Here is an 18,894-nt window from a genome sequence, read left to right as displayed (position 1 = left end):
GCCATGCGCCGCTACGGCAAGCACACCGACGAGGACGACATCCGCTCCCGCCCGAACCGCAAGGGCAACCGGCCGCGTACGAACATCCGGCCCAAGCACGAGGAGGCGGTGGAGGGCCTGGTCGTCACCATCGACCGGGGCCGCCTCACCTGCCTCGTCGAGGACCGCGTGGTCACGGCGATGAAGGCCCGCGAGCTGGGCCGCAAGGCCGCGGTGGTCGGCGACCGCGTGGCCATCGTCGGCGACCTCTCCGGGGCCAAGGACACCCTCGCCCGTATCGTCCGCATCGAACCGCGCACCTCGGTCCTGCGGCGCACCGCGGACGACGACGATCCCTACGAGCGCGTGGTCGTCGCCAACGCCGACCAGCTCGCCATCGTCACCGCCCTCGCCGACCCCGAGCCGCGCCCGCGCCTGATCGACCGCTGTCTGGTCGCGGCGTACGACGGCGGTCTCGACCCGCTGCTCGTCCTCACCAAGTCCGACCTCGCCTCACCCGACGAACTCCTTGAGCTGTACGGGGCGTTGGGCGTCCCGTACGTCGTGACCAGCCGCGAGGAACTGGAGAGCGGCGCCGCGGTGGAACGTGTCCGCAAGCAGCTGGACGGCAAGATGACGGCGTTCGTCGGGCACTCGGGCGTGGGCAAGACGACCCTGGTCAACGCGCTGGTCGCGCAGGAACGGCGACGCACTACCGGCCATGTCAACGCCGTCACGGGCCGCGGCCGGCACACCACCACCTCGGCGCGCGCGGTCCCGCTGCCGGACAGCGCGGGTTGGCTCATCGACACCCCCGGTGTGCGCTCCTTCGGCCTGCATCACGTGGACCCGTCCCGGGTCATCAAGGCCTTCCCCGACCTGGAGCCCGGCACCGAGGGCTGCCCGCGCGCGTGCAGTCACGACGAACCGGACTGCGCGCTGGACCAGTGGGTGGCCGACGGACACGCCGACCCGGCCCGCCTGTACTCCCTGCGCCGGCTGCTGTCGACCCGTGAGCGGACGGACGGCGACTGAGCGCAACGAAGGCGACTGACCTCCGCGTTGTTTGTGGGGGCGCGGGTCCGGCAAGTGCATAATCGCACCGAGCCGGACATACGGGAGGACACCACATGGCGTGGCTGCTGGTCGTCGTGGCCGGAATACTCGAGACCGGCTTCGCCGTGTGCCTCAAGCTCTCGCACGGTTTCACCCGGCTGTGGCCGACGATCGCGTTCTGCGTCTTCGCCCTCGGCAGTTTCGGCCTGCTCACCCTCTCCCTGAAAAAGCTGGACGTGGGCCCCGCCTACGCCGTGTGGACGGGCATCGGCGCGGCCGGCACCGCCATCTACGGCATGATCTTCCTGGGTGACCTGGTGTCGACCCTGAAGCTCGTCTCGATCAGCTTCGTCATCGTGGGCGTGATCGGCCTGCAGCTGTCGGGCTCGGCGCACTGACCCGTCACGCGGTCAACTGGCGGTGCAGCGCGGCCCGTACGAGATCCGCCACCCCGCCCTCGCCCGGCGGGGCCGCCACGCAGGACAGCGCGAGGCGGACGACCAGCTCGCAGGACCTCGCGAGTTCCGCCGTGTCCGGCTTGGCCGGGCCCGGTCCCGCGAGCACGGCCACGGCACGGTCGCGCACCATCACCACGAAGTCGCCCGGCGACGGCAGCGGCCCGTCCGCCCGCCGCTGCGCGGGCACCGCCGAGGAGGACGGCACCGCGGACAGTGTCGGCGAGGGCAGCCGCTCGCTCCAGCAGCCGGTCAGCATGGCCCGCACGAGCGCGTTGTCGCGAGCCGTGGACGCGGTCCACTCGGCTGTCGCGGCCAGCCGCTCGCGGGCGTCGCTGTGGGTGGCGAGGGCCCGTTCGATCCCGGCGAGGTAGGTGTCCGCCTCCCGTCTCACGAGTGCCCGGGCGAGACCCTCCTTGCTGCCGAACTCGTTGTAGAGGGTCTGCCGGGACACTCCGGCCACAGCCGCGACGTCCACCATCCGCACGGTGGACCACGACCTGCGGGCCAGCGCCGTGTACGCGGCGTCCAGTAGGGATTCCCGTGCTGCAGGCATCGTCGCCTCCCTGGGCCGAGCGGCTCTGCGCCCAGATTTGACGCGCCCGGCGGCACTGTCAAGGGTTCGCGGGCGCACGCGGGGGCGCCCGTCGGTCACCATGTGCCGCCAGACCGTGACCAAGGCCCGGTAGCCCCATGCCGACCACGGCGGATAGCGTTCGTTCCATGCCGGACTACCTCGACGACCTCCGTTTCGCCCACGTCCTCGCGGACGCCGCCGACGCGGCGACCATGAACCGCTTCAAGGCCCTCGACCTCAAGGTCGAGACGAAGCCGGACATGACCCCGGTGAGCGAGGCGGACAAGGCGGCGGAAGAGCTGATCCGCGGCCAGCTCCAGCGCGCCCGTCCCCGCGACGCGGTCCTGGGTGAGGAGTACGGCCTGGAGGGCACCGGTCCCCGCCGCTGGGTGGTCGACCCGATCGACGGCACCAAGAACTACGTACGCGGCGTCCCGGTGTGGGCCACGCTGATCTCCCTGATGGAGGCGGGCGAGACCGGCTTCCAGCCCGTCGTCGGCGTCGTGTCCGCCCCGGCGCTGGGCCGCCGATGGTGGGCCGCGAAGGGCCACGGCGCCTTCACCGGCCGCAGCCTCTCCTCTGCCTCCCGCCTGCACGTCTCCGGGGTCGCGAAGCTGTCGGACGCCTCGTTCGCGTACTCCTCCCTGACCGGCTGGGAGGACCAGGGCCGGCTGGGCGGGTTCCTGGACCTGACCCGCGAGGTGTGGCGCACGCGCGCGTACGGGGACTTCTGGCCCTACATGCTGGTCGCCGAGGGCGCGGTCGACATCTGCGCCGAACCGGAACTCTCCCTGTGGGACATGGCCGCCAACGCGATCGTCGTCACCGAGGCCGGCGGCACCTTCACCGGCCTCGACGGCCGCCCGGGCCCGCACAGCGGCAACGCGGCCGCGTCGAACGGCCTGCTGCACGACGAGTTCCTGGGGTATCTCAATGAGCGCTACTGAGCAGTACGCGTAAAGCACAGATGAGCGCGTGCGCCCTCAATTGGCCGCACGCGCCCCCTTGTTGACCCCCGCTTTACCTGCGACTCTGAGAGTCCCCCCACTTGTGAACTTGTGAATCCCTGCACTAAGTGGATTCCTTTGGAGGTGGCTCCGTCCCATGCTCGTCCGCGACGCCATGAGCACGGTGGTCCTGACCATCGGCCCCGCCCACACCCTCCGCCAGGCCGCCGCCCTGATGTCCGCCCGCCGGGTGGGCGCAGCGGTGGTCCTCGACCCTGACGCCGGCGGTATCGGCATCCTCACCGAACGCGACATCCTCAACTCCGTCGGCCTCGGCCAGAGCCCCGACACGGAGCGCGCCCACGACCACACCACCAACGACGTGGTCTTCGCCGCCCCGTCCTGGACGCTGGAGGAGGCGGCCCGCGCCATGGCCCACGGCGGTTTCCGCCACCTCATCGTCCTCGACCGCGGCGAGCCCGCCGGCATCGTCTCGGTCCGCGACATCATCCGCTGCTGGGCACCCGCACGACAGCACGTGCCCGCCTGAGCGCGCGGGGGGACCGAGGACCGGGGACCGGAGGACCGGGGACCGGAGGATCGGGGACCGGAGGATCGGGGACCGGGTCTCCATGTTTGGACTCAATCCAAATTGAGTCGCTGTCCAAATTCACACCTGTTCGGAAAATGGTCCCCCTGCTGTTAGGCTGGGCTTCATGAGCGACCTTCTTCAACGGCTGCGCGGACGCGGATGGCGGATGACCGCGCAGCGGCGCGTCGTGGCCGAGGTTCTCGACGGCGAGCACGTCCACCTGACGGCCGACGAGGTCCACTCCCGGGCCGTCGCCAAGCTGCCCGAGATCTCCCGGGCGACCGTCTACAACACCTTGGGCGAGCTGGTCTCCCTCGGCGAGGTGCTCGAGGTCTCCACGGACAAGCGCGCCAAGCGGTATGACCCGAACGCACACCGGCCGCACCACCACCTGGTCTGCGCCCAGTGCGGCGCGATCCGCGACGTCCATCCGAGCGGCAACCCGCTGGCCGACCTCCCCGACACGGAGCGCTTCGGTTTCACCGTCTCGGACGTCGAGGTGACGTACCGCGGCATCTGCCCGAACTGCGCGGCGGCCTAGCGGCCTGCATCAAAGCCCCGGCATTCCCTTGAGGATGCCGGGGCTTTGTGTTGCGTACAGACTTCCTGGGCGGCCGGCCACGTCCTGCGCACGCGGAAACACCGAGGGCCGGAATCCATTTCTGGATTCCGGCCCTCGGCCTTCAGTAGCGGGGACAGGATTTGAACCTGCGACCTCTGGGTTATGAGCCCAGCGAGCTACCGAGCTGCTCCACCCCGCGGCGATGAATGGAACATTACGTCAGCGGAGACGACAAACGCAAATCGCTTACGGCAGCCCCCTGCGTCACGCCGACAACTCCTCCCGCAGCGCGTCCCGCAGCCGGGCCGCCCGCTCGGACACCGCCGCCGGCCCCAGCCTCACCGCCCGGTCCGCCCAGCGCTGCCCCTCGGCGAGCTCGCCCTGACGCGCGTAGACCAGGGCCAGCCGGAGCGCGGCCCGTCCGTGCCCGGCGTCGGCGGCGCGAGTCCACCACACCGCCGCCTCGGGCTCGCTGCCCTCCCGGGCCAGCAGCAGGCCCAGGTTGAAGGCGCCGTTACGGGAGCCGGCCTCGGCCGCCGCGCGATACCAGCGGGCCGCCTCCACCACGTCGCCGCGGGCCGCGGCCATCATGCCGACCCGAACCTGCGCCCGCCGGTGCCCCTGGGACGCCGCGCGCTCGTACCACTCCTCGCACTCGGTCTTCTCATGCGCGGGCTCCCCCAGCTCGTGTGCGGGCGCGGGCGGCCGCCGGGCGTCGAGCACGGTCGCCAGCCGGTACGCGGCCTCCGCGCTGCCGCCGCCCGCCGCGCACCGCAGATGCCGCTCGGCGGCCTGCTCGTCGCCGTCCCGCAGCCGGGCCATGCCGACCTGCAGTGCCGCCTCGGTGTGCCCGGCGGCCGCGGCACGCTCGTACCACCGCAGCGCGATGCCCGCGTCCTCCTCGGTGCCGCGCCCGGCGTGCAGGATGCCCAGGTTGAACGCGGCGTCCACGCTCCCGGCCTCGGCGGCCTTGGAGAACCACGGCTCGGCGCCCGCCGTGTCGCCGCCCTGCAGCAGCAGGATCGCCAGCGCGTTCGCCGCTTCGCGGTGGCCGGCGTAGGCGGCGCGGCGGTACCACTGCTCGGCCTGTGCGGTGCGTCCCTGCTCGGCGCAGAGCAGCCCGAGGTTGTACGCGCCGTTGTCGTCCCCGGCGTCCATGGCCGCCCGGTACCAGCGCTCGGCGGTCTGGGTCTGCCCGCGCTCGGCGTGCAGCGCGCCCAGCGCGTTGGCGGCGTTGCCGTCGCCGTCCTGCGCGGCCCTGAGCCACCACACGGCGGCGCTCTCGGTGTCCCCGGCGTCCCGCAGCAGGAAGCCGAGCGCGCAGGCGGCCCGCGCCTCGCCGTCCTTGGCGGACGTCAGATACCAGCGCCCGGCCTCCTTGAGCTCACCGCGCTTCTCCAGGATCGCCCCGAGGTGCAGCGCGGCGCGCCGGTGCCCGCGCGCGGCGGCCTGCCGATAGAACTGCTCGGCCTCGGCCAGCAGTGCGACACCGTTGTCAGACCCGCTCTCGCCCTCGCACACGGCCTTGCGGTCAAGCGCGCGCGCCAGTCGGTACGACGCCTCCCGGTGCCCGCGCTCCGCCGCGGCCCGCATCCAGTCCCCGGCGCCGGCGTCCCCGCGGTGCTCCAGCAGATCCGCGAGCGCGTAGGCGCCCAGGGCGTGTCCCTGTTCGGCGGACTGCCGCAGCCAGTACTCGGCGGCGGGCTCGTCCCCGCGCTCGCGGTGGTACCGGCCCAGCGCGTGCGCGGCCGCCGCGGATCCGGCGACGGCGGCGACCCGCCACCAGCCGGCGGCCTCGTCGGCGTATCCGCGCTGATGAAGAAGAACCCCGAGATTGTTGGCGGCGGCGCGGTCGCCCGCCGCGGTTGCGGCACGCAGATGGGGCTCGGCTCCGTCGAGATCACCGCGGCGCAGCAGCATGGCCCCGAGGACGCTCATCGCCTCGACATCGCCGGCCTCGGCCGCGAGCCGCTGACGAACTTCCTCGACGGCCTCCTCAGCCACCTCCCCCGCTTCGGCGGGTTCGGAAGGCTGCACAAATCGCCCTGTCTCGAACAGAGTTGCCTTGTCCCCCATAACGTCCATCGTCGCACCACCTGCAACCTGGGTACACCTGGTATACCGCAGCCAGTGAGGTCACTTCAGCGTTTTGTCGACATGCCCACAGAGAGACAAGTCAAACACAGTTCCCTCAACTCCCCGTGGCGGCGCGGCCATCCCCGGATCGGCACATCCGTTCGCACATCACGAAGGCCCGGATCCTGTTGGATCCGGGCCTTCGACTTCCGTAGCGGGGACAGGATTTGAACCTGCGACCTCTGGGTTATGAGCCCAGCGAGCTACCGAGCTGCTCCACCCCGCGTCGTTGTGTGCCAACCGTACCACGACGCGGGGGGTCCTTGATCAGCCGCTGCCGGAGGAGCTGCTCGGGCTCGGACTGCCGCTCGGGCGGGGGCTGCCGCTCGGGCTCGGACTGCTGCTCCCGTTTCCGCCGGTTCCGCCGGTTCCGCCGGTCTTGTCAGCCTTGGCCTGCGCGTCCTCGGCCCGCTTGAGCGCGTCCTCGAGGTCCTTCTGCGCCTCGCCGTACGCCTGCCAGTCGTTCTTCTTGAGGGCTTCCTGACCGGCGTCGAAGGCCTTCTGGGCGTCGTTCAGTGCCGCTTGGACCGTCGGGTTGCTGGACGTCGGTGGCTCGGTCGTCCCCTGGTCCGGCGGTGGCGTGGTCGAACTCTCCGCTCCGAAGACCTTGTTGAGGGCCTCGTCGAGGGTGTTCTCGAAGGCGGTCTTGTCGCCGTAGCTGACCAACACCTTCCGCAGCAGCGGGTACTTGAGTCCACCACCGCGTACGTAGACCGGCTCCACGTACAGCAGTCCTCCGTCGAGTGGCACGGTCAGCAGGTTGCCGTACTCGATGTCGGAGTCGCCGCCCTTCAGCAGCTTGATCGACTCGGCGATGTCCTGTTCGGAGTTGAACTGGCTCTGCACCTGTTTGGGTCCGTCGACGGTCGTACTGGTCGGCAGTTTCAGGATTCTGATCTTGCCGTAGTCGCCGGTGCCCGCCTCGGCGTCGACCGTCATGAACGCACTGAGGTTGTCCCGGCCGTTGGGCGTGAACGTCGTCGTCAGTGAGAACGCCTGCGCCGACTGGTCGGGCATCTTCATGCTCAGGTAGTACGGAGGCACCGCGTTGCCCGACTTGTTGGTCGGGTCGTCGGGGACCTGCCACACCTCGCTGCCGCTGAGGAAGGTCGTCGGGTTGGTGACGTGGTAGCGGGTCAGCAGCTCGCGCTGGACCTTGAACAGGTCCTGCGGGTAGCGCAGGTGGTCCATCAGCGACTTCGAGATGGCGGTCCTGGGCTCCACGGTGCCCGGGAATGCCTTCATCCACGTCTTCAGGACCGGGTCCTTGGTGTCCCACTGGTAGAGCTTGACCTCACCGGTGTACGCGTCGACGGTCGCCTTCACCGAGTTGCGGATGTAGTTGACCTGGTTCTGCTGGGCCACCACCGCACGCGAGTTGTTGGTCGCGGTGAGCGAGTCGGCCGTCGTGTCCCCCAGGGTCGTACGGGAGGCGTACGGATAGCCATTGGTCGTCGTGTACGCGTCCACGATCCACTGGATGCGGTGGTTGACCACCGCCGGGTACGCGTCGCCGTCGATGGTCAGCCAGGGCGCCACCGCTTCGACGCGCTCCTTGGGAGTGCGGTTGTACAGGATGCGCGAACCCTCGCCGATGGCACCGGAGTAGAGGATCTGCGGCTCGTTGAACGCCACCGCGTACGCGGCCCGGTTGATCGGGTTGGCGAGGTTGACGCCGCTCTTGCCCTGGTAGCTGGTGGTCTTCTCACCGCTGTCGTCGGAGTAGTCGATCTCCTTCTGGGGACCGCCGACGATCGAGTAGGTGGTGGTCTTCTCGCCGTAGTAGACCTGCTGTTCGTACGTTCCGAGGTTTCCCTTGGAGGGCAGGTCGGACTCGGTGAAGACGGGCTGACCGTTGGGGTCGGCCGCGGTGCCCTTGGCGGCGACCACGCCGTAGCCGTGGGTGTAACGGAAGTGGTCGTTGATCCAGTTGTTCTTCGGAATGCCGTTCAGATTCAGCTCGCGCAGACCGATGACCGTGTCTTGATCCCCGGCGTTCTTGCCGTCCTTGCTGTATCGGTCAACGTCCAGGTTGGTCGGGAACGCGTAGTAGTTCCTGATCTGCTGGAGCTGCTGGAACGTGGGCGAGACGATGTTCGGGTCGAGGATGCGGATGCTCGCCGTGGAACCGACGTCGTCGCGCAGCTTGTTCTTGTCCTTGCTGGTGCCCGTCCCCGAGTAGTCGCTGACCTTGGTGTCGTCGATGCCGTAGGCCTCGCGCGTCGCCTTGAGGTTCTTCTGGACGTACGGCGCTTCCTTGGCCTGCTCGTTGGGCTGGACCTGGAACTTCTGGACGATCGCCGGGTAGAGCCCGCCGATCAGGATCGCCGAGAGCACCATCAGGCCGAAGCCGATCACGGGCAGCTGCCAGGTGCGCCGCCACAGGGTGGCGAAGAACAGCAGCGCGCAGATGACGGCGATGCAGAACAGGATCGTCTTCGCCGGCAGGTAGGCGTTCGCGTCGACGTACCTGAGGCCGGTCCAGTCGTCCGTCGCCTTGAAGTCGCTGGACTTCACCGCGAGGCCGTACCGGTCGAGCCAGTACGCGATGGCCTTCAGGGCGACGAATACGCCGAGCAGTACCGACAGATGTCCCGTCGCGGCGGCCGTGGCACGCGCGCCCGGGGAGGTGATCCTGAGGCCGCCGTACAGGTAGTGCGTGAGCGCGGCGGCGATCAGGGACAGGATCGCGGCGGCGAAGCCGAAGCCGAGCAGGAAGCGGTACCAGGGCAGGTCGAAGGCGTAGAAGGAGACGTCGAGGTGGAACTGGGGGTCCTTCTGGTGGAAGGGCACGCCGTTGACCCACATCAGCCAGGTGCGCCACTGGCTGGACGCCGAGGCGCCGGCGATCAGACCGACCAGGGCGGTGATGGCGAGCAGCAGCCAGGCCTTGTAGGGAGCGATGCCCATCCGGTAGCGGTCGAGGCTCTGCTGCTCCATCGACATGGCGCTCAGCGGCGGTCGCAGCCGGTGCGCCAGCCAGATGTTGAAGCCGACCGCGAGGGCCATCAGCAGGCCGAAGACGAAGAACAGTCCGATCTTCGTCCACAGCGTGGTGGTGAAGACGGACGAGTACTTCACGGAGCGGTACCAGAGCCAGTCCGTCCAGAAGCCCGCGAACATGGTGAACGCCATGCCGAGTACGGCAAGGACGCCCAGCGTCATGAGCAGGGTCCGGACTCGCCGGGACGGGCGGCCCACTCTGATCCGTGGCCCCGTCGGGCCTCCGCCGCGGTCCGGCATCTGGAAAGCCAAGGTGCGCACCTCGAAGTCGCTGTCGGTTCGTCAGGCCCGCGTGTTCGTGGACCTTCCGTGGCCCCCCGTGATCGTGGGCCCACACCTATGCAACTTACTCACCGTTTACTCGGTTCCCGATTCCGGCTATGAACGAGGCAGGATTGTGACCATGTCCAACACTCCCATGGCAGCGAGCCCGCTCACCCGGGCCGTACTCGAGATCGACGAGTACGCCTCCGGCCTCGGCTGGGACCAGCCCGCCCGCCTCTTCGCCCTCGTAGACACCGCTCGCCTGCGGTCCCAGGAACCCGCCCTCGCGGCCCAGCTCGGCCTGGAGAACGAGCCCGAGACCAGTGGTCTCACCCCGATCGAGCAGGACGAGATCCCGGCCGGCAAGCCGCTGGACGAGTTCCTCGCCACGATCGCCTGGCCCGACGCGGTGGCCGGCTGCGCGCTGACGGTGGAGCGGCTGGTGCTGCCGCCGTCCGCCGAGGCCCAGGTCCCGGAGGGTTTGGACGAGGCCGCGCTGTCGAAGTGGGTGGCGGACCACCCGGGCCGTCAGGAGGTCCGTATGACAGTCGCGGTCCTGCGCGACGGCGCCCGCGACTCGGCTCTGCGGCTGCGGGACAAGGACACCCCGACGGAGGTCCTCACGGGCGCCGGCCTGGTGCCGGGCCTGGCGGAGGCGCTGTCGGCGACGTTCGAGGAGTAGGCGGGCGGGCCCGCGCGGGCCGCGCGGGCTACTTCGTCGTGCACTTCGGCAGGTCGGACGTCTTGTTGGTGCGGATGTCGTTGAGCGCGCCGAGGGCGTCGCCGATGGTGTTCACCTTGACCAGGGTGAGCCCGTCGGGGGTGTCCTTGGCGGCAGCCGCGCAGTTGTCGGCCGGCGTCAGGAAGTACTGGGCGCCCTTGCTGCGCGCACCCACCGTCTTCATCTCGATGCCGCCGATCGGGCCGACCTTGCCGTCGTCGTCGATCGTCCCGGTGCCGGCCACGAACTTGCCGCCGGTCAGGCTGCCCGGTGTGAGCTTGTCGTAGAGGCCGAGCGAGAACATCAGACCGGCGCTCGGTCCGCCGACGTCGGCGAGCTTGATGTCGATGGCGAACGGGAACGTGTGGTCCGTCCCGGCGGAGATGCCGACGATGGCGCGCTTCTCGCCGCGGTCGTCGGAGGTGGCGGTCTTGATCGTGATGTTCCGGGTCCTGGTCGCCGTCGTGTTCTTCTTCTCGGCGGCGGCCTGGTCCTTGGCGGGCACGATCGTGAAGACGACGTTCTGGCCGGACTTGTGCTTGGTCACGAGCTTGGCGACGTCGGTCGGCTGCTTCACGGCCGTGCCGTCGACGGCCTTGATCACGTCACCGGCGTGCAGTCTGCCCTGGGCCGGGGAGCCCTTGACCACCGTCGAGACGATCACGAAGCTCTTCACCGGGATGTCGAGTTCCTTCAGGGCGGCGACCTTGGCGCTCTCCTGGGACTCGCTGAACTCCTCGGCGTTCTCCTGGGTCGACTGCTCCTCGGTCTTGCCGTCCGGGTAGAGCGTGTTGTGCGGGACGACCTTGCCGTCGTGGGCGAGCCAGCCGTAGACGGCCTCGACGAGGTTCATCCGGTAGTCGGCGCTGGTGACCCGCACGGTCGTCATGTTCAGGTGGCCGCTGGTCGCGTAGGTCTTGCGTCCGGAGATCTGCAGCACCGGCTCGCCGTCATGGTCCCCGAGCGTGTTCACCGTCGGTCCCGGGGACATCTCCGAGTACGGCACGGGGATGAACACTCCCGCGCACAGGAGCGCGATCAGCATCAGGGTGGAGGCGAGCATCGTCGCGGTGCGGCGTGGCATGCCAAGACAGTACGGGACGGTCCTGTCAGCGCACCGTCAGCCCCGCCTCTGTCTTGTCATGTACGGGAGTCGGACCTCTCCATGGCCTCACGGAACCGGGCGTACCCGGTGAGCTCGGGTCCGTCGCCGCGCATCTTGCGGGTCCGGTTGGCCCAACTGCCCCACAGTCCGGCGCCTATCGCCGCGACGAGCGGAATCAACAACCACAGGAGCGCCCCCATGCCGACCTCCCGACCCCGGTGAGCAACCGCAACAACTGACTGATCAGCAGATTAACCATCCGCACTGACAACGCTCACGGCAGGGGTGCGGTTACGCAACTCCAGTACGGCACAAGGGTTCAGCCCCTCACCGAGGGCGCTACGCGCCGACCCATTCGTCCGTGCCGTCCGAGAACGTCTGGTGCTTCCAGATCGGCACTTCGTGCTTGAGGTCGTCGATCAGCTTCCGGCAGGCCTCGAAGGCCTCGCCGCGGTGCGGACACGACACGGCGACGACGACGGCGAGGTCACCGACCTGGAGGTCACCGACGCGGTGTACTGCGGCCAGGGCCCGCACCGGATGGTCGGCGACGACCTTCTCGGCGATCCGCCGCATCTCGGCCTCGGCACTGGGGTGGCACGAATAGCCGAGCTGATCGACGTCGGCGCCTGAGTCGTGGTTGCGCACGGTCCCCACGAAGAGGGCGGTCCCTCCGGCTGCGTCGTCGCCCACGGCCCTGAAGACCTCGTCCAGGGAGAGCGCGGTCTCCCGGATGGCGATCAGCTTGACGGGGTCCTGCGCGGCCTGCTCGCCGGGGTGGTCGTTGGTGGGTGCCATGCCTCCATCGTGCCGCACGCCACTGACAGCACGGAATAGACGTTTCGCCCGGCACGCGCGCGTGGGCTCTTGGAGTCTCCTACAGGGCTCGCCGCGAGCCGCCGCTGCCGGGCGCGCCCGCGGGCCCCGTGCGGGGCCCGGCGTCAGATCCGGCGCCGGGCCTTGCGTGCCCGCCGCACCACGGCAGCGGCACCGAGCAGGGCCACCGTCGCGCCCGCGGCCCCGGCGGCCGTCGCGTCCTTGCGGCCCAGTCGCCGTCCGGCGACCGTGTGCCTCCCGGAGACCTCCTCCAGAAGCTCCGCGAGCACTTCCTCGTTGGTCCACTGCGGCCGCCACCCGGCGTCGTGCAGCCGGCTTCCGCTCACCACCCACGGGTACATCGTGTACGCCAGGTCTCCGGCCGGGGACGGTGTCAGCCCGATCCGGTGCAGCCGGGCCGCCGCTCCGAGGGCCACCGCAGACGGCAGTTCCATCCGCCGGATCCCGCTGAGCTCCTCGACCTCCTCCTGCTCCAGCCATCCGTCGCAGCCCACCGCGAGTTCCCCGTCGACCTTCTCCAGGACGGCGTACTCCAGTGCGCTGCACAGATCCTCGACATGGCAGAACTGCCAGGCGGGCCGTGACCCGGCGACGACGAGCAGCCGGGGCGACTCGAAGTACCTGGTCAGCGCGGTGTCCGTGCCTCCGATCAGCACGGCGGGCCGTACGACGGTGACGTTGAGTCCAGGATGGGCCCGCGGGGCGCGCCGGGCGAGCCGCTCGATCTCCAGCAGGTCCCCGACCCCGGTGGCCTCGGCCGTGGCCCGCAGCTCGGCGTCCTCGGACAGCGGCAGTTCGTTGTCGGGCAGCGCCCCGTACACCATCGCGGACGTGCACAGCACGACCCGGTGGATCCCGGCCGCGGCGGCGGCCGTCAGTACGGTCTGCGTCCCCCGTACGTTGTAGGCCGTTCGGGCGGCGGCGTCGGTCTCCAGGTCGAGATCGAGCGCCAGGTGCACGACGACGTCCGCGCCCCGCAGTTTGTCCGCGATGGCCGGATCCCGTACGTCCAGGATGTGCCACTGTGCCGCCGCGCACTCGCCGCGCCGTTCGTCGATGGCGACGACCTGCTTGATCTCGTCCGAGGCGGCGAGCCGCTCGGTGAGCAGGGCGCCGATGCCGGACGCGGCGCCGGTGACCGCGACGACGGGTCCGCGGGTGGCGGAATTGGTTGACTCGTTTCGCGCTGCGCGAACCTGCGGATCTGGGGAACTCACCGGGCGTCTCCAGCGGTTGTCTTCAGTAAGAACGCGAGTGACGCGTCCGTACCAGGTGGCATCCATCCTGCCGCAGGCCAGGAGTCGGCGAAGCACCGAGGCCCGAACCGCCCGCGGTGTCTACGCTGGGTGGTGTTATCGGGCAGTCGTGCCGTCGGAGACAACCGGCGGCCTTACCAGCCGAGGAATCCCGTGAGTGACACCCCATTCGGATTCGGCCTTCCGCCGGAGGAGCCGGAAGACGGCGACGAGGGCAAGAAGAAGGACCAGGAGAGCGGTGGTGGTCAGGGACCGGCCAACCCGTTCGGTTTCGGCGGGCTGCCCGGAGCCGGAGGCTTCGGCGCCCCCGGTGCGGACAATCCGCTCGCAGCCATGTTCGGTTCGCTGAACCCCAACGACCTGGGCGCCGCCTTCCAGCAGCTGGGCCAGATGCTCTCGTACGAGGGCGGCCCGGTGAACTGGGACATGGCCAAGCAGATCGCCCGCCAGACGGTCTCCCAGGGCACCCCTGACGGCACCAAGGACACGAGTGTCGGCCCCGCCGACCGGACCGCGGTCGAGGAGGCGGTGCGCCTGGCCGACCTGTGGCTGGACGACGCGACGTCGCTGCCGTCCGGCGCCGGCACCGCCGTGGCGTGGTCCCGCGCGGAGTGGGTCGAGGCGACCCTGCCCGCGTGGCAGGAGCTGGTCGACCCGGTCGCCGAGCGGGTGGGCGCGGCGATGGGCGATGTCCTGCCGGAGGAGATGCAGGCCATGGCCGGACCGCTGATCGGCATGATGCGCTCCATGGGCGGCGCGATGTTCGGCACCCAGATCGGGCAGGCCGTCGGTGTGCTCGCGGGCGAGGTCGTCGGTTCCACCGACATCGGCCTGCCGCTGGGCCCGGTCGGCAAGGCCGCGTTGCTTCCGGTGAACGTCGAGGCGTTCGGTAAGGACCTGGGCGTGCCGAAGGAGGAGGTGCGGCTGTATCTCGCCCTGCGCGAGGCCGCCCACCAGCGCCTGTTCGCGCACGTGCCGTGGCTGCGATCCCACCTGTTCGGCGCAGTCGACGGCTACGCGCGCGGGATCAAGGTCGACACGGCCAAGCTGGAGGACGTGGTCGGCCAGTTCGATCCGCAGAACCCGGAGCAGCTGCAGGACGCCCTGCAGCAGGGCATGTTCCAGCCGGAGGACACCCCGGAGCAGAAGGCGGCTCTGGCCCGCCTGGAGACCGCTCTGGCGCTCGTCGAGGGCTGGGTGGACGCGGTGGTGCACGCGGCCGCGAAGCCGCGCCTGTCGTCAGCGGACGCGCTGCGTGAGACCCTGCGCCGCCGTCGGGCGACGGGGGGGCCTGCGGAGCAGACGTTCGCCACGCTGATCGGCCTGGAGCTGCGTCCGCGTCGGCTGCGGGACGCGTCCCGTCTGTGGGCGTCGCTGACGGACGCGCGCGGGGTCGACGGCCGGGACGCCCTGTGGGCCCACCCGGACATGCTGCCGACGGCGTCCGACCTGGACGACCCGGACGGCTTCGTGCACCGCGAGCAGCTGGACTTCTCCGAGCTCGACAAGATGCTCGGCGAGGCGGCGGGCGGTTCCACGGGGAAGCCGGACCTGACGAAGGACACTCCCGAGGACGACTCCAAGACCGACGACAAGGGCGACGGCAAGGGCGACGGCACCGAGTGAGCCTGTACGACGACGCGGTCCTCGTCCTGAAGGAGTACGGGGACCAGGAAGAGCTGCGCGAGGCGTATCTCGACCACTTGGCGGCCCACCCGGACGGCATGTGGAAGGCCTGCCACGCGGGCCACGTCACGGCGAGCGCCCTGGTGGTCGATCCGGAGCACGGCAGGGTTCTGCTGACCCTGCACAGGAAGCTGCGGATGTGGCTCCAGATGGGCGGCCACTGCGAGCCGGGGGACGCCACTGTGGAGGCGGCGGCACTGCGCGAGGCGACGGAGGAGTCGGGGATCGCGGGGCTGACGCTGCTCGCCGGCGGTCCGGTGCGGCTGGACCGGCACCCGATTCCGGCGCCCTGCCACTGGCACTTCGACGTGCAGTACGCGGTCGTGGCACCGTCCGGGGCGGTCCAGGAGATCAGCGACGAGTCCCTCGACCTGCGCTGGTTCGCCTACGACGCGGTGGCGGACGTGGCGGACGAGTCGGTCGTACGGCTGCTGGAAGCCACCCGCGCGAGGCTGTGACCCTCGACAACGCGTAAGGGGCACCCGCAACAGCGGGCGCCCCTTACGTTGGCTTTCCGGAGGCTCAGCTCCAGACGTTGCCCTGGTTCTGTGCCCGCGCCCCGTGCTGCCCCATGCCGTACTGGGCGGCGAGACCCTGCCCGACCTGGGCGTTCTGCGGCGGGAGGAGCTCGCTCGGTTGGACAAGCGCGAAGCCGCTGCCCATGAAGCTGAGCTCCCAGCCCTCACCGGTGTTGCCGCGGCGCCGCCACACCCCCGAGGAGTGCGTCTGGGCCTGCATCTGGACGCGCAGCCCGGTCGACCAGGCGACGATCGCGTCGGCGTCGCAGTTGACGTACTTGTCGGGCGTCACCTGCATCATCAGCGGCGCGCCCGACGTCATCAGCGCGACCTTGCCGCGGCCGGTGATGTTGAGCTGGTACTTCCCGGAGCCGGAGATGCCGTACTGGCTGTCGACGGCGATGACCTCGTGGTGCAGTGAGGAGTCCATCGCGAGGACATAGCTGCTGTCGACCGTCAGCCCGTCCTGCTCGACCTCCACCACGTGGACGTGCTGGGCGAGGTTGGCGAGGTAGACCGTGCCCTGCCCGTGGCAGCGCATCAGGTTGAGGCCCTCGCCGGTGGCCGCGCGCGCGTACGCCTGCTGGGTGTTCTGGTACTCGGCGTCGAACTCGACGAGGCCCTGGTAGGCGACCATGGTGCCCTTGCGGGCCAGGATGTCGTCGTGGCCCTCCAGGGTGACGCGCAGCATCTGCTTGTTCTGCAGGCTGTAGCGCTCCTGGGACTGCGAGTCGTTGAAGGCGAAAAGCGGACTCTGCATGGCGTTTCTGGCTCCCCCTCAGCCCCGGAACCGGAGACGGTCGGTGCTGTCCTCGCTGGGCTGGACGACGACGATGCCCTGACCGGAGAAGGCCATCTGGTAGGCCTCGCCGCTGCCGCGGCCGATCAGCGACTGCGCTTTGAAGCTGCGCTTGCCCTTCACCTTGAGGTTCGGGGACCAGGCGACGAGCGCGTCCGGGTCGACGTAGGTCTCGTCCTCGCCGCCGCCGCAGTCGACGACGATGGGCTTGCCCCGGGAGGTCAGCGCGACCCAGCCCTGCCCGGAGATCTTGGTGTTCCACAGGCCCTGACCGGCGAACTTCGCGAGGCCCTTGACGCGCTCGACACCCCAGGTGAGGGACGCGTCGAAGGCGAGCAGGTTGGTGGCGTTGACGGAGATCCCGTCGCCGTTGAGGTTGATGACGACGACATTGGCGCCGTAGTCGGCGAGGTAGAGCAGTCCGTCGCCGGAGCACTTCATCAGGGGCGCGCCCTCGCCGGTGATCCAGTCGCGGGCGATCTGGCGCACGGCCGGCGGATTGGGCTCGTACTGGATGAAGCCTTCGTAGGCGACCATCGACCCCACGCGCGCGAGGAGGTCGTTTCCGGTCTGCATGGCGACCTTCAGCATCTGGTTGCCGTGGTTCTCCATGCGGGTGGTGATGGGCGCGGGGGCGTAGCCCGCGAGTGGCTGGTTCATGACGGGCTCCCTCAGACCTCGTAGGGCTGGACGACGACGAAGTTGCCGGGGGCGGCCCGGAACTGCAGGTTCACGCTCTCCCCGGTGTCGCCCGGGTAGGCGTTGCGGCGCATCCGCACCTGGCTGGAGACGATCACCTGGGCGGCGGCCGACCAGGCCACGACGGCGTTGCAGTCGGCGAAGGTCGTCGGCGTGACCGGCAGGACCACGGGCGTGCCGTGCGTCTTGACGACGATCGTGCCGGTGCCCTGGAACTGCATGGTGAACAGGGCACCGCCGGGGATGCCGTGTCCCTCGATGCGGCGGACCTCGTACTGGAGGCTCTCGTCGAAGGCGAGGACGTTCTCCGCGGAGACGCAGATCGCGTCGCCCTGGAGCTCGACGGGGTGCAGGTGGGTGGAGTTCTCGGCGAGGAACACCTGGCCCTGGCCGCTGCAGCGCATCAGCTGCATCTCCTGGCCGGTGGCGTTGCCGACGATCCGGCCCGCGAAGCCCGCGCCCTTGTAGCTGAAGTCGACCTTGCCCTGGTAGAGCACCATGCTGCCCTGGCGGGCGAGCACGGGATGGCCGCCGATGCCGAGGTCGACGCGGACGAGCTTCTTGTTCTGCTGCGTCCAGCGCTGCCCGGTGGGCGTCTCCTTGAACTGCTGGAGCGCGGCGGCGACACCTGCGCCGCCCTGGGGAGCGCCCTGCGGAACTCCGTAGGCCTGCTGCCCCGGAGCCTGTCCGAAGGGGGCCTGCTGACCGTAACCGGGGGGCGGGGTCGGCTGGCCGTAGCCGGGAGGCGGGGTGGGCTGACCGTAACCGGGAGGCGGGGTCGGGGCCTGGGGCGCGTGCGGCGCCTGGGGCTGGCCGTAGCCGGGTGGCGGCGGGGCGGTCTGACCGGGGGGCTGGCCGTACGGCTGCTGCTGGGGCGGCTGGCCGTACGGTGCGGGCACCGGCCCCGGGGGCGGCACCGGGGCGCCGCCGGGCGGGGCCATGGGCGCGATGAGGGTGGGCGCGGCGTGCACATTCGGCGCCGGAGCCGGGGGCGGAGTCGCTCCGGGGGGCGGCGCGAAGCCCTGCGGGGCGGGCGCGGGGGCCGGGACAGGCGCCGCCGGGGCGCCGAACGCGGGCGGTGCGAAGCTGGGTGCGGCGCCGGTCTGCGGCTGCTGGGGGGCAGGTGCCGCGGGGGCCTCCTCCTCGAGGACCTCGCCGCCGAAGTTCTTCAGCAACGCGTCCAGGCCGCCGTCGAAGCCCTGTCCGACGGCCGCGAACCGCCACACGTCCTTCAGGTAGAAGTCGCCCAGCATCACGGCCCGTTCGGTGGAGAACTCCGAGCCGTTGAAGGAGTACCGGGCCACCTCCTCGCCGCCCGCGACGATGCGGATGTGTCCGGGGGCGATCTGCGACATTTGTCCGGCGCCGTCGAGTGTCGCCGTGAACGACAGCTTCTGGATCTGCGCGGGAATCTTGTCGAGCGTGACCCGGAAGGACTCCGAATCGCCGGCCTGCGCGCCCAGGAGCTGAATGGACTCCTCGGGCGACTTCGGCTGGTTGAAGAAGACGAAGTAGCGGTCGTCCGAGAGCCGTTCGTCGGCGTCGAGACCGAAGCAGCTGATGTCGAAGGTCAGTCCGGGACCGCTGATCTGCACACCTACGTACAGATCGGTGCCCGCGGTGAGGTCACTGATCCTGGCCTTGTGGCCGCGTTGGAATTCCCTGGCCATGCGTAACGACCGTCCCCCATCCCGAATGCGAT

The 18,894-nt window shown here is 70.1% G+C and carries 18 protein-coding genes and 2 tRNA genes; 8 read left to right on the top strand and 12 right to left on the bottom strand.

The features are described from left to right. Nucleotides 1-3 precede the first annotated feature (3 nt). Both rsgA and OG870_RS30695 read left to right on the top strand, forming a co-directional pair. The gene (gene rsgA, locus OG870_RS30700; RefSeq protein ID WP_266589821.1) at nt 4-1,014 is read left to right on the top strand and encodes a ribosome small subunit-dependent GTPase A; all 1,011 of its coding nucleotides are present in this window, start codon (nt 4-6) and stop codon (nt 1,012-1,014) included. A 95-nt stretch (nt 1,015-1,109) separates the two neighbouring features. Next, nucleotides 1,110-1,433 carry a DMT family transporter gene (locus tag OG870_RS30695; protein WP_266521263.1) on the top strand — a complete coding sequence of 108 codons (324 nt, stop codon included), beginning with the start codon at nt 1,110-1,112 and terminating at the stop codon, nt 1,431-1,433. Nucleotides 1,434-1,437: 4 nt separating this feature from the next. Here OG870_RS30695 and OG870_RS30690 read toward each other — a convergent pair whose 3' ends face one another. Then, nucleotides 1,438-2,046 carry a TetR/AcrR family transcriptional regulator gene (locus OG870_RS30690; protein ID WP_266521261.1) on the bottom strand — a complete coding sequence of 203 codons (609 nt, stop codon included), beginning with the start codon at nt 2,044-2,046 and terminating at the stop codon, nt 1,438-1,440. Nucleotides 2,047-2,213: 167 nt separating this feature from the next. On the opposite strand from OG870_RS30690, the gene hisN reads away from it, so the two are divergent. The 3 genes from hisN (at nt 2,214) to OG870_RS30675 (ending at nt 4,147) form a co-directional block, all read left to right on the top strand. Then, entirely contained in the window at nt 2,214-3,014 is an 801-nt protein-coding gene (hisN, locus tag OG870_RS30685) for a histidinol-phosphatase (protein WP_266589819.1), read from the top strand. Between the two features lie 157 nt (nt 3,015-3,171). After that, the gene (locus OG870_RS30680) at nt 3,172-3,564 is read left to right on the top strand and encodes a CBS domain-containing protein (protein ID WP_266844017.1); all 393 of its coding nucleotides are present in this window, start codon (nt 3,172-3,174) and stop codon (nt 3,562-3,564) included. Between the two features lie 166 nt (nt 3,565-3,730). Continuing rightward, nucleotides 3,731-4,147: a Fur family transcriptional regulator gene (locus OG870_RS30675; RefSeq protein ID WP_266521256.1), complete on the top strand. Its 417-nt coding sequence runs from the start codon at nt 3,731-3,733 to the stop codon at nt 4,145-4,147. A gap of 146 nt (nt 4,148-4,293) precedes the next feature. On the opposite strand, the gene OG870_RS30670 is transcribed toward OG870_RS30675, so the two are convergent. The 4 genes from OG870_RS30670 to OG870_RS30655 all read right to left on the bottom strand — a co-directional run bounded on the left by OG870_RS30670 (nt 4,294) and on the right by OG870_RS30655 (nt 9,568). Continuing rightward, a tRNA-Met gene (locus OG870_RS30670) sits at nt 4,294-4,367 on the bottom strand. 65 nt (nt 4,368-4,432) lie between these two features. Continuing rightward, entirely contained in the window at nt 4,433-6,253 is a 1,821-nt protein-coding gene (locus OG870_RS30665; protein WP_266521254.1) for a tetratricopeptide repeat protein, read from the bottom strand. A 203-nt stretch (nt 6,254-6,456) separates the two neighbouring features. Further along, nucleotides 6,457-6,530, bottom strand: a tRNA-Met gene (locus OG870_RS30660). Nucleotides 6,531-6,571: 41 nt separating this feature from the next. After that, the gene (locus tag OG870_RS30655; protein WP_266844020.1) at nt 6,572-9,568 is read right to left on the bottom strand and encodes a UPF0182 family membrane protein; all 2,997 of its coding nucleotides are present in this window, start codon (nt 9,566-9,568) and stop codon (nt 6,572-6,574) included. Between the two features lie 142 nt (nt 9,569-9,710). On the opposite strand from OG870_RS30655, the gene OG870_RS30650 reads away from it, so the two are divergent. Continuing rightward, nucleotides 9,711-10,253 (top strand): PPA1309 family protein, encoded by a 543-nt coding sequence (locus OG870_RS30650; protein WP_266589814.1) that lies wholly within the window; start codon nt 9,711-9,713, stop codon nt 10,251-10,253. A 28-nt stretch (nt 10,254-10,281) separates the two neighbouring features. On the opposite strand, the gene OG870_RS30645 is transcribed toward OG870_RS30650, so the two are convergent. The 4 genes from OG870_RS30645 to OG870_RS30630 all read right to left on the bottom strand — a co-directional run bounded on the left by OG870_RS30645 (nt 10,282) and on the right by OG870_RS30630 (nt 13,451). After that, nucleotides 10,282-11,376: a YlbL family protein gene (locus tag OG870_RS30645; RefSeq protein ID WP_266589812.1), complete on the bottom strand. Its 1,095-nt coding sequence runs from the start codon at nt 11,374-11,376 to the stop codon at nt 10,282-10,284. A gap of 56 nt (nt 11,377-11,432) precedes the next feature. Further along, nucleotides 11,433-11,597, bottom strand: a complete 165-nt coding sequence (locus OG870_RS30640; protein WP_266521246.1) for a hypothetical protein — start codon at nt 11,595-11,597, stop codon at nt 11,433-11,435. Nucleotides 11,598-11,736: 139 nt separating this feature from the next. Then, nucleotides 11,737-12,195, bottom strand: coding sequence for a molybdenum cofactor biosynthesis protein MoaE (locus OG870_RS30635; RefSeq protein WP_266521243.1), 459 nt, complete (start codon nt 12,193-12,195; stop codon nt 11,737-11,739). Between the two features lie 143 nt (nt 12,196-12,338). After that, on the bottom strand, nt 12,339-13,451 hold the full coding sequence (locus OG870_RS30630) for an SDR family oxidoreductase (protein WP_266521240.1): 1,113 nt from the start codon (nt 13,449-13,451) through the stop codon (nt 12,339-12,341). Nucleotides 13,452-13,643: 192 nt separating this feature from the next. On the opposite strand from OG870_RS30630, the gene OG870_RS30625 reads away from it, so the two are divergent. Then, nucleotides 13,644-15,116: a zinc-dependent metalloprotease gene (locus OG870_RS30625; RefSeq protein WP_266589810.1), complete on the top strand. Its 1,473-nt coding sequence runs from the start codon at nt 13,644-13,646 to the stop codon at nt 15,114-15,116. Then, on the top strand, nt 15,113-15,634 hold the full coding sequence (locus OG870_RS30620; RefSeq protein ID WP_266521234.1) for an NUDIX hydrolase: 522 nt from the start codon (nt 15,113-15,115) through the stop codon (nt 15,632-15,634). The genes OG870_RS30625 and OG870_RS30620 overlap by 4 nt, the downstream gene beginning before the upstream one ends. Nucleotides 15,635-15,698: 64 nt before the next feature. Here OG870_RS30620 and OG870_RS30615 read toward each other — a convergent pair whose 3' ends face one another. The 3 genes from OG870_RS30615 to OG870_RS30605 are packed head-to-tail and all read right to left on the bottom strand — an operon-like array spanning nt 15,699 to nt 18,862. Then, on the bottom strand, nt 15,699-16,454 hold the full coding sequence (locus OG870_RS30615; RefSeq protein ID WP_266521232.1) for an AIM24 family protein: 756 nt from the start codon (nt 16,452-16,454) through the stop codon (nt 15,699-15,701). Between the two features lie 18 nt (nt 16,455-16,472). Beyond that, nucleotides 16,473-17,153: an AIM24 family protein gene (locus tag OG870_RS30610; protein WP_266521230.1), complete on the bottom strand. Its 681-nt coding sequence runs from the start codon at nt 17,151-17,153 to the stop codon at nt 16,473-16,475. 11 nt (nt 17,154-17,164) lie between these two features. Beyond that, on the bottom strand, nt 17,165-18,862 hold the full coding sequence (locus tag OG870_RS30605; protein ID WP_327691713.1) for a TerD family protein: 1,698 nt from the start codon (nt 18,860-18,862) through the stop codon (nt 17,165-17,167). Between the last annotated feature and the right edge of the window lie 32 nt (nt 18,863-18,894).

It is taken from the genome of Streptomyces sp. NBC_00461 (genome assembly GCF_036013935.1).
Lineage (GTDB): Bacteria > Actinomycetota > Actinomycetes > Streptomycetales > Streptomycetaceae > Streptomyces.
This window is presented reverse-complemented; position numbering and strand designations above follow the sequence as displayed.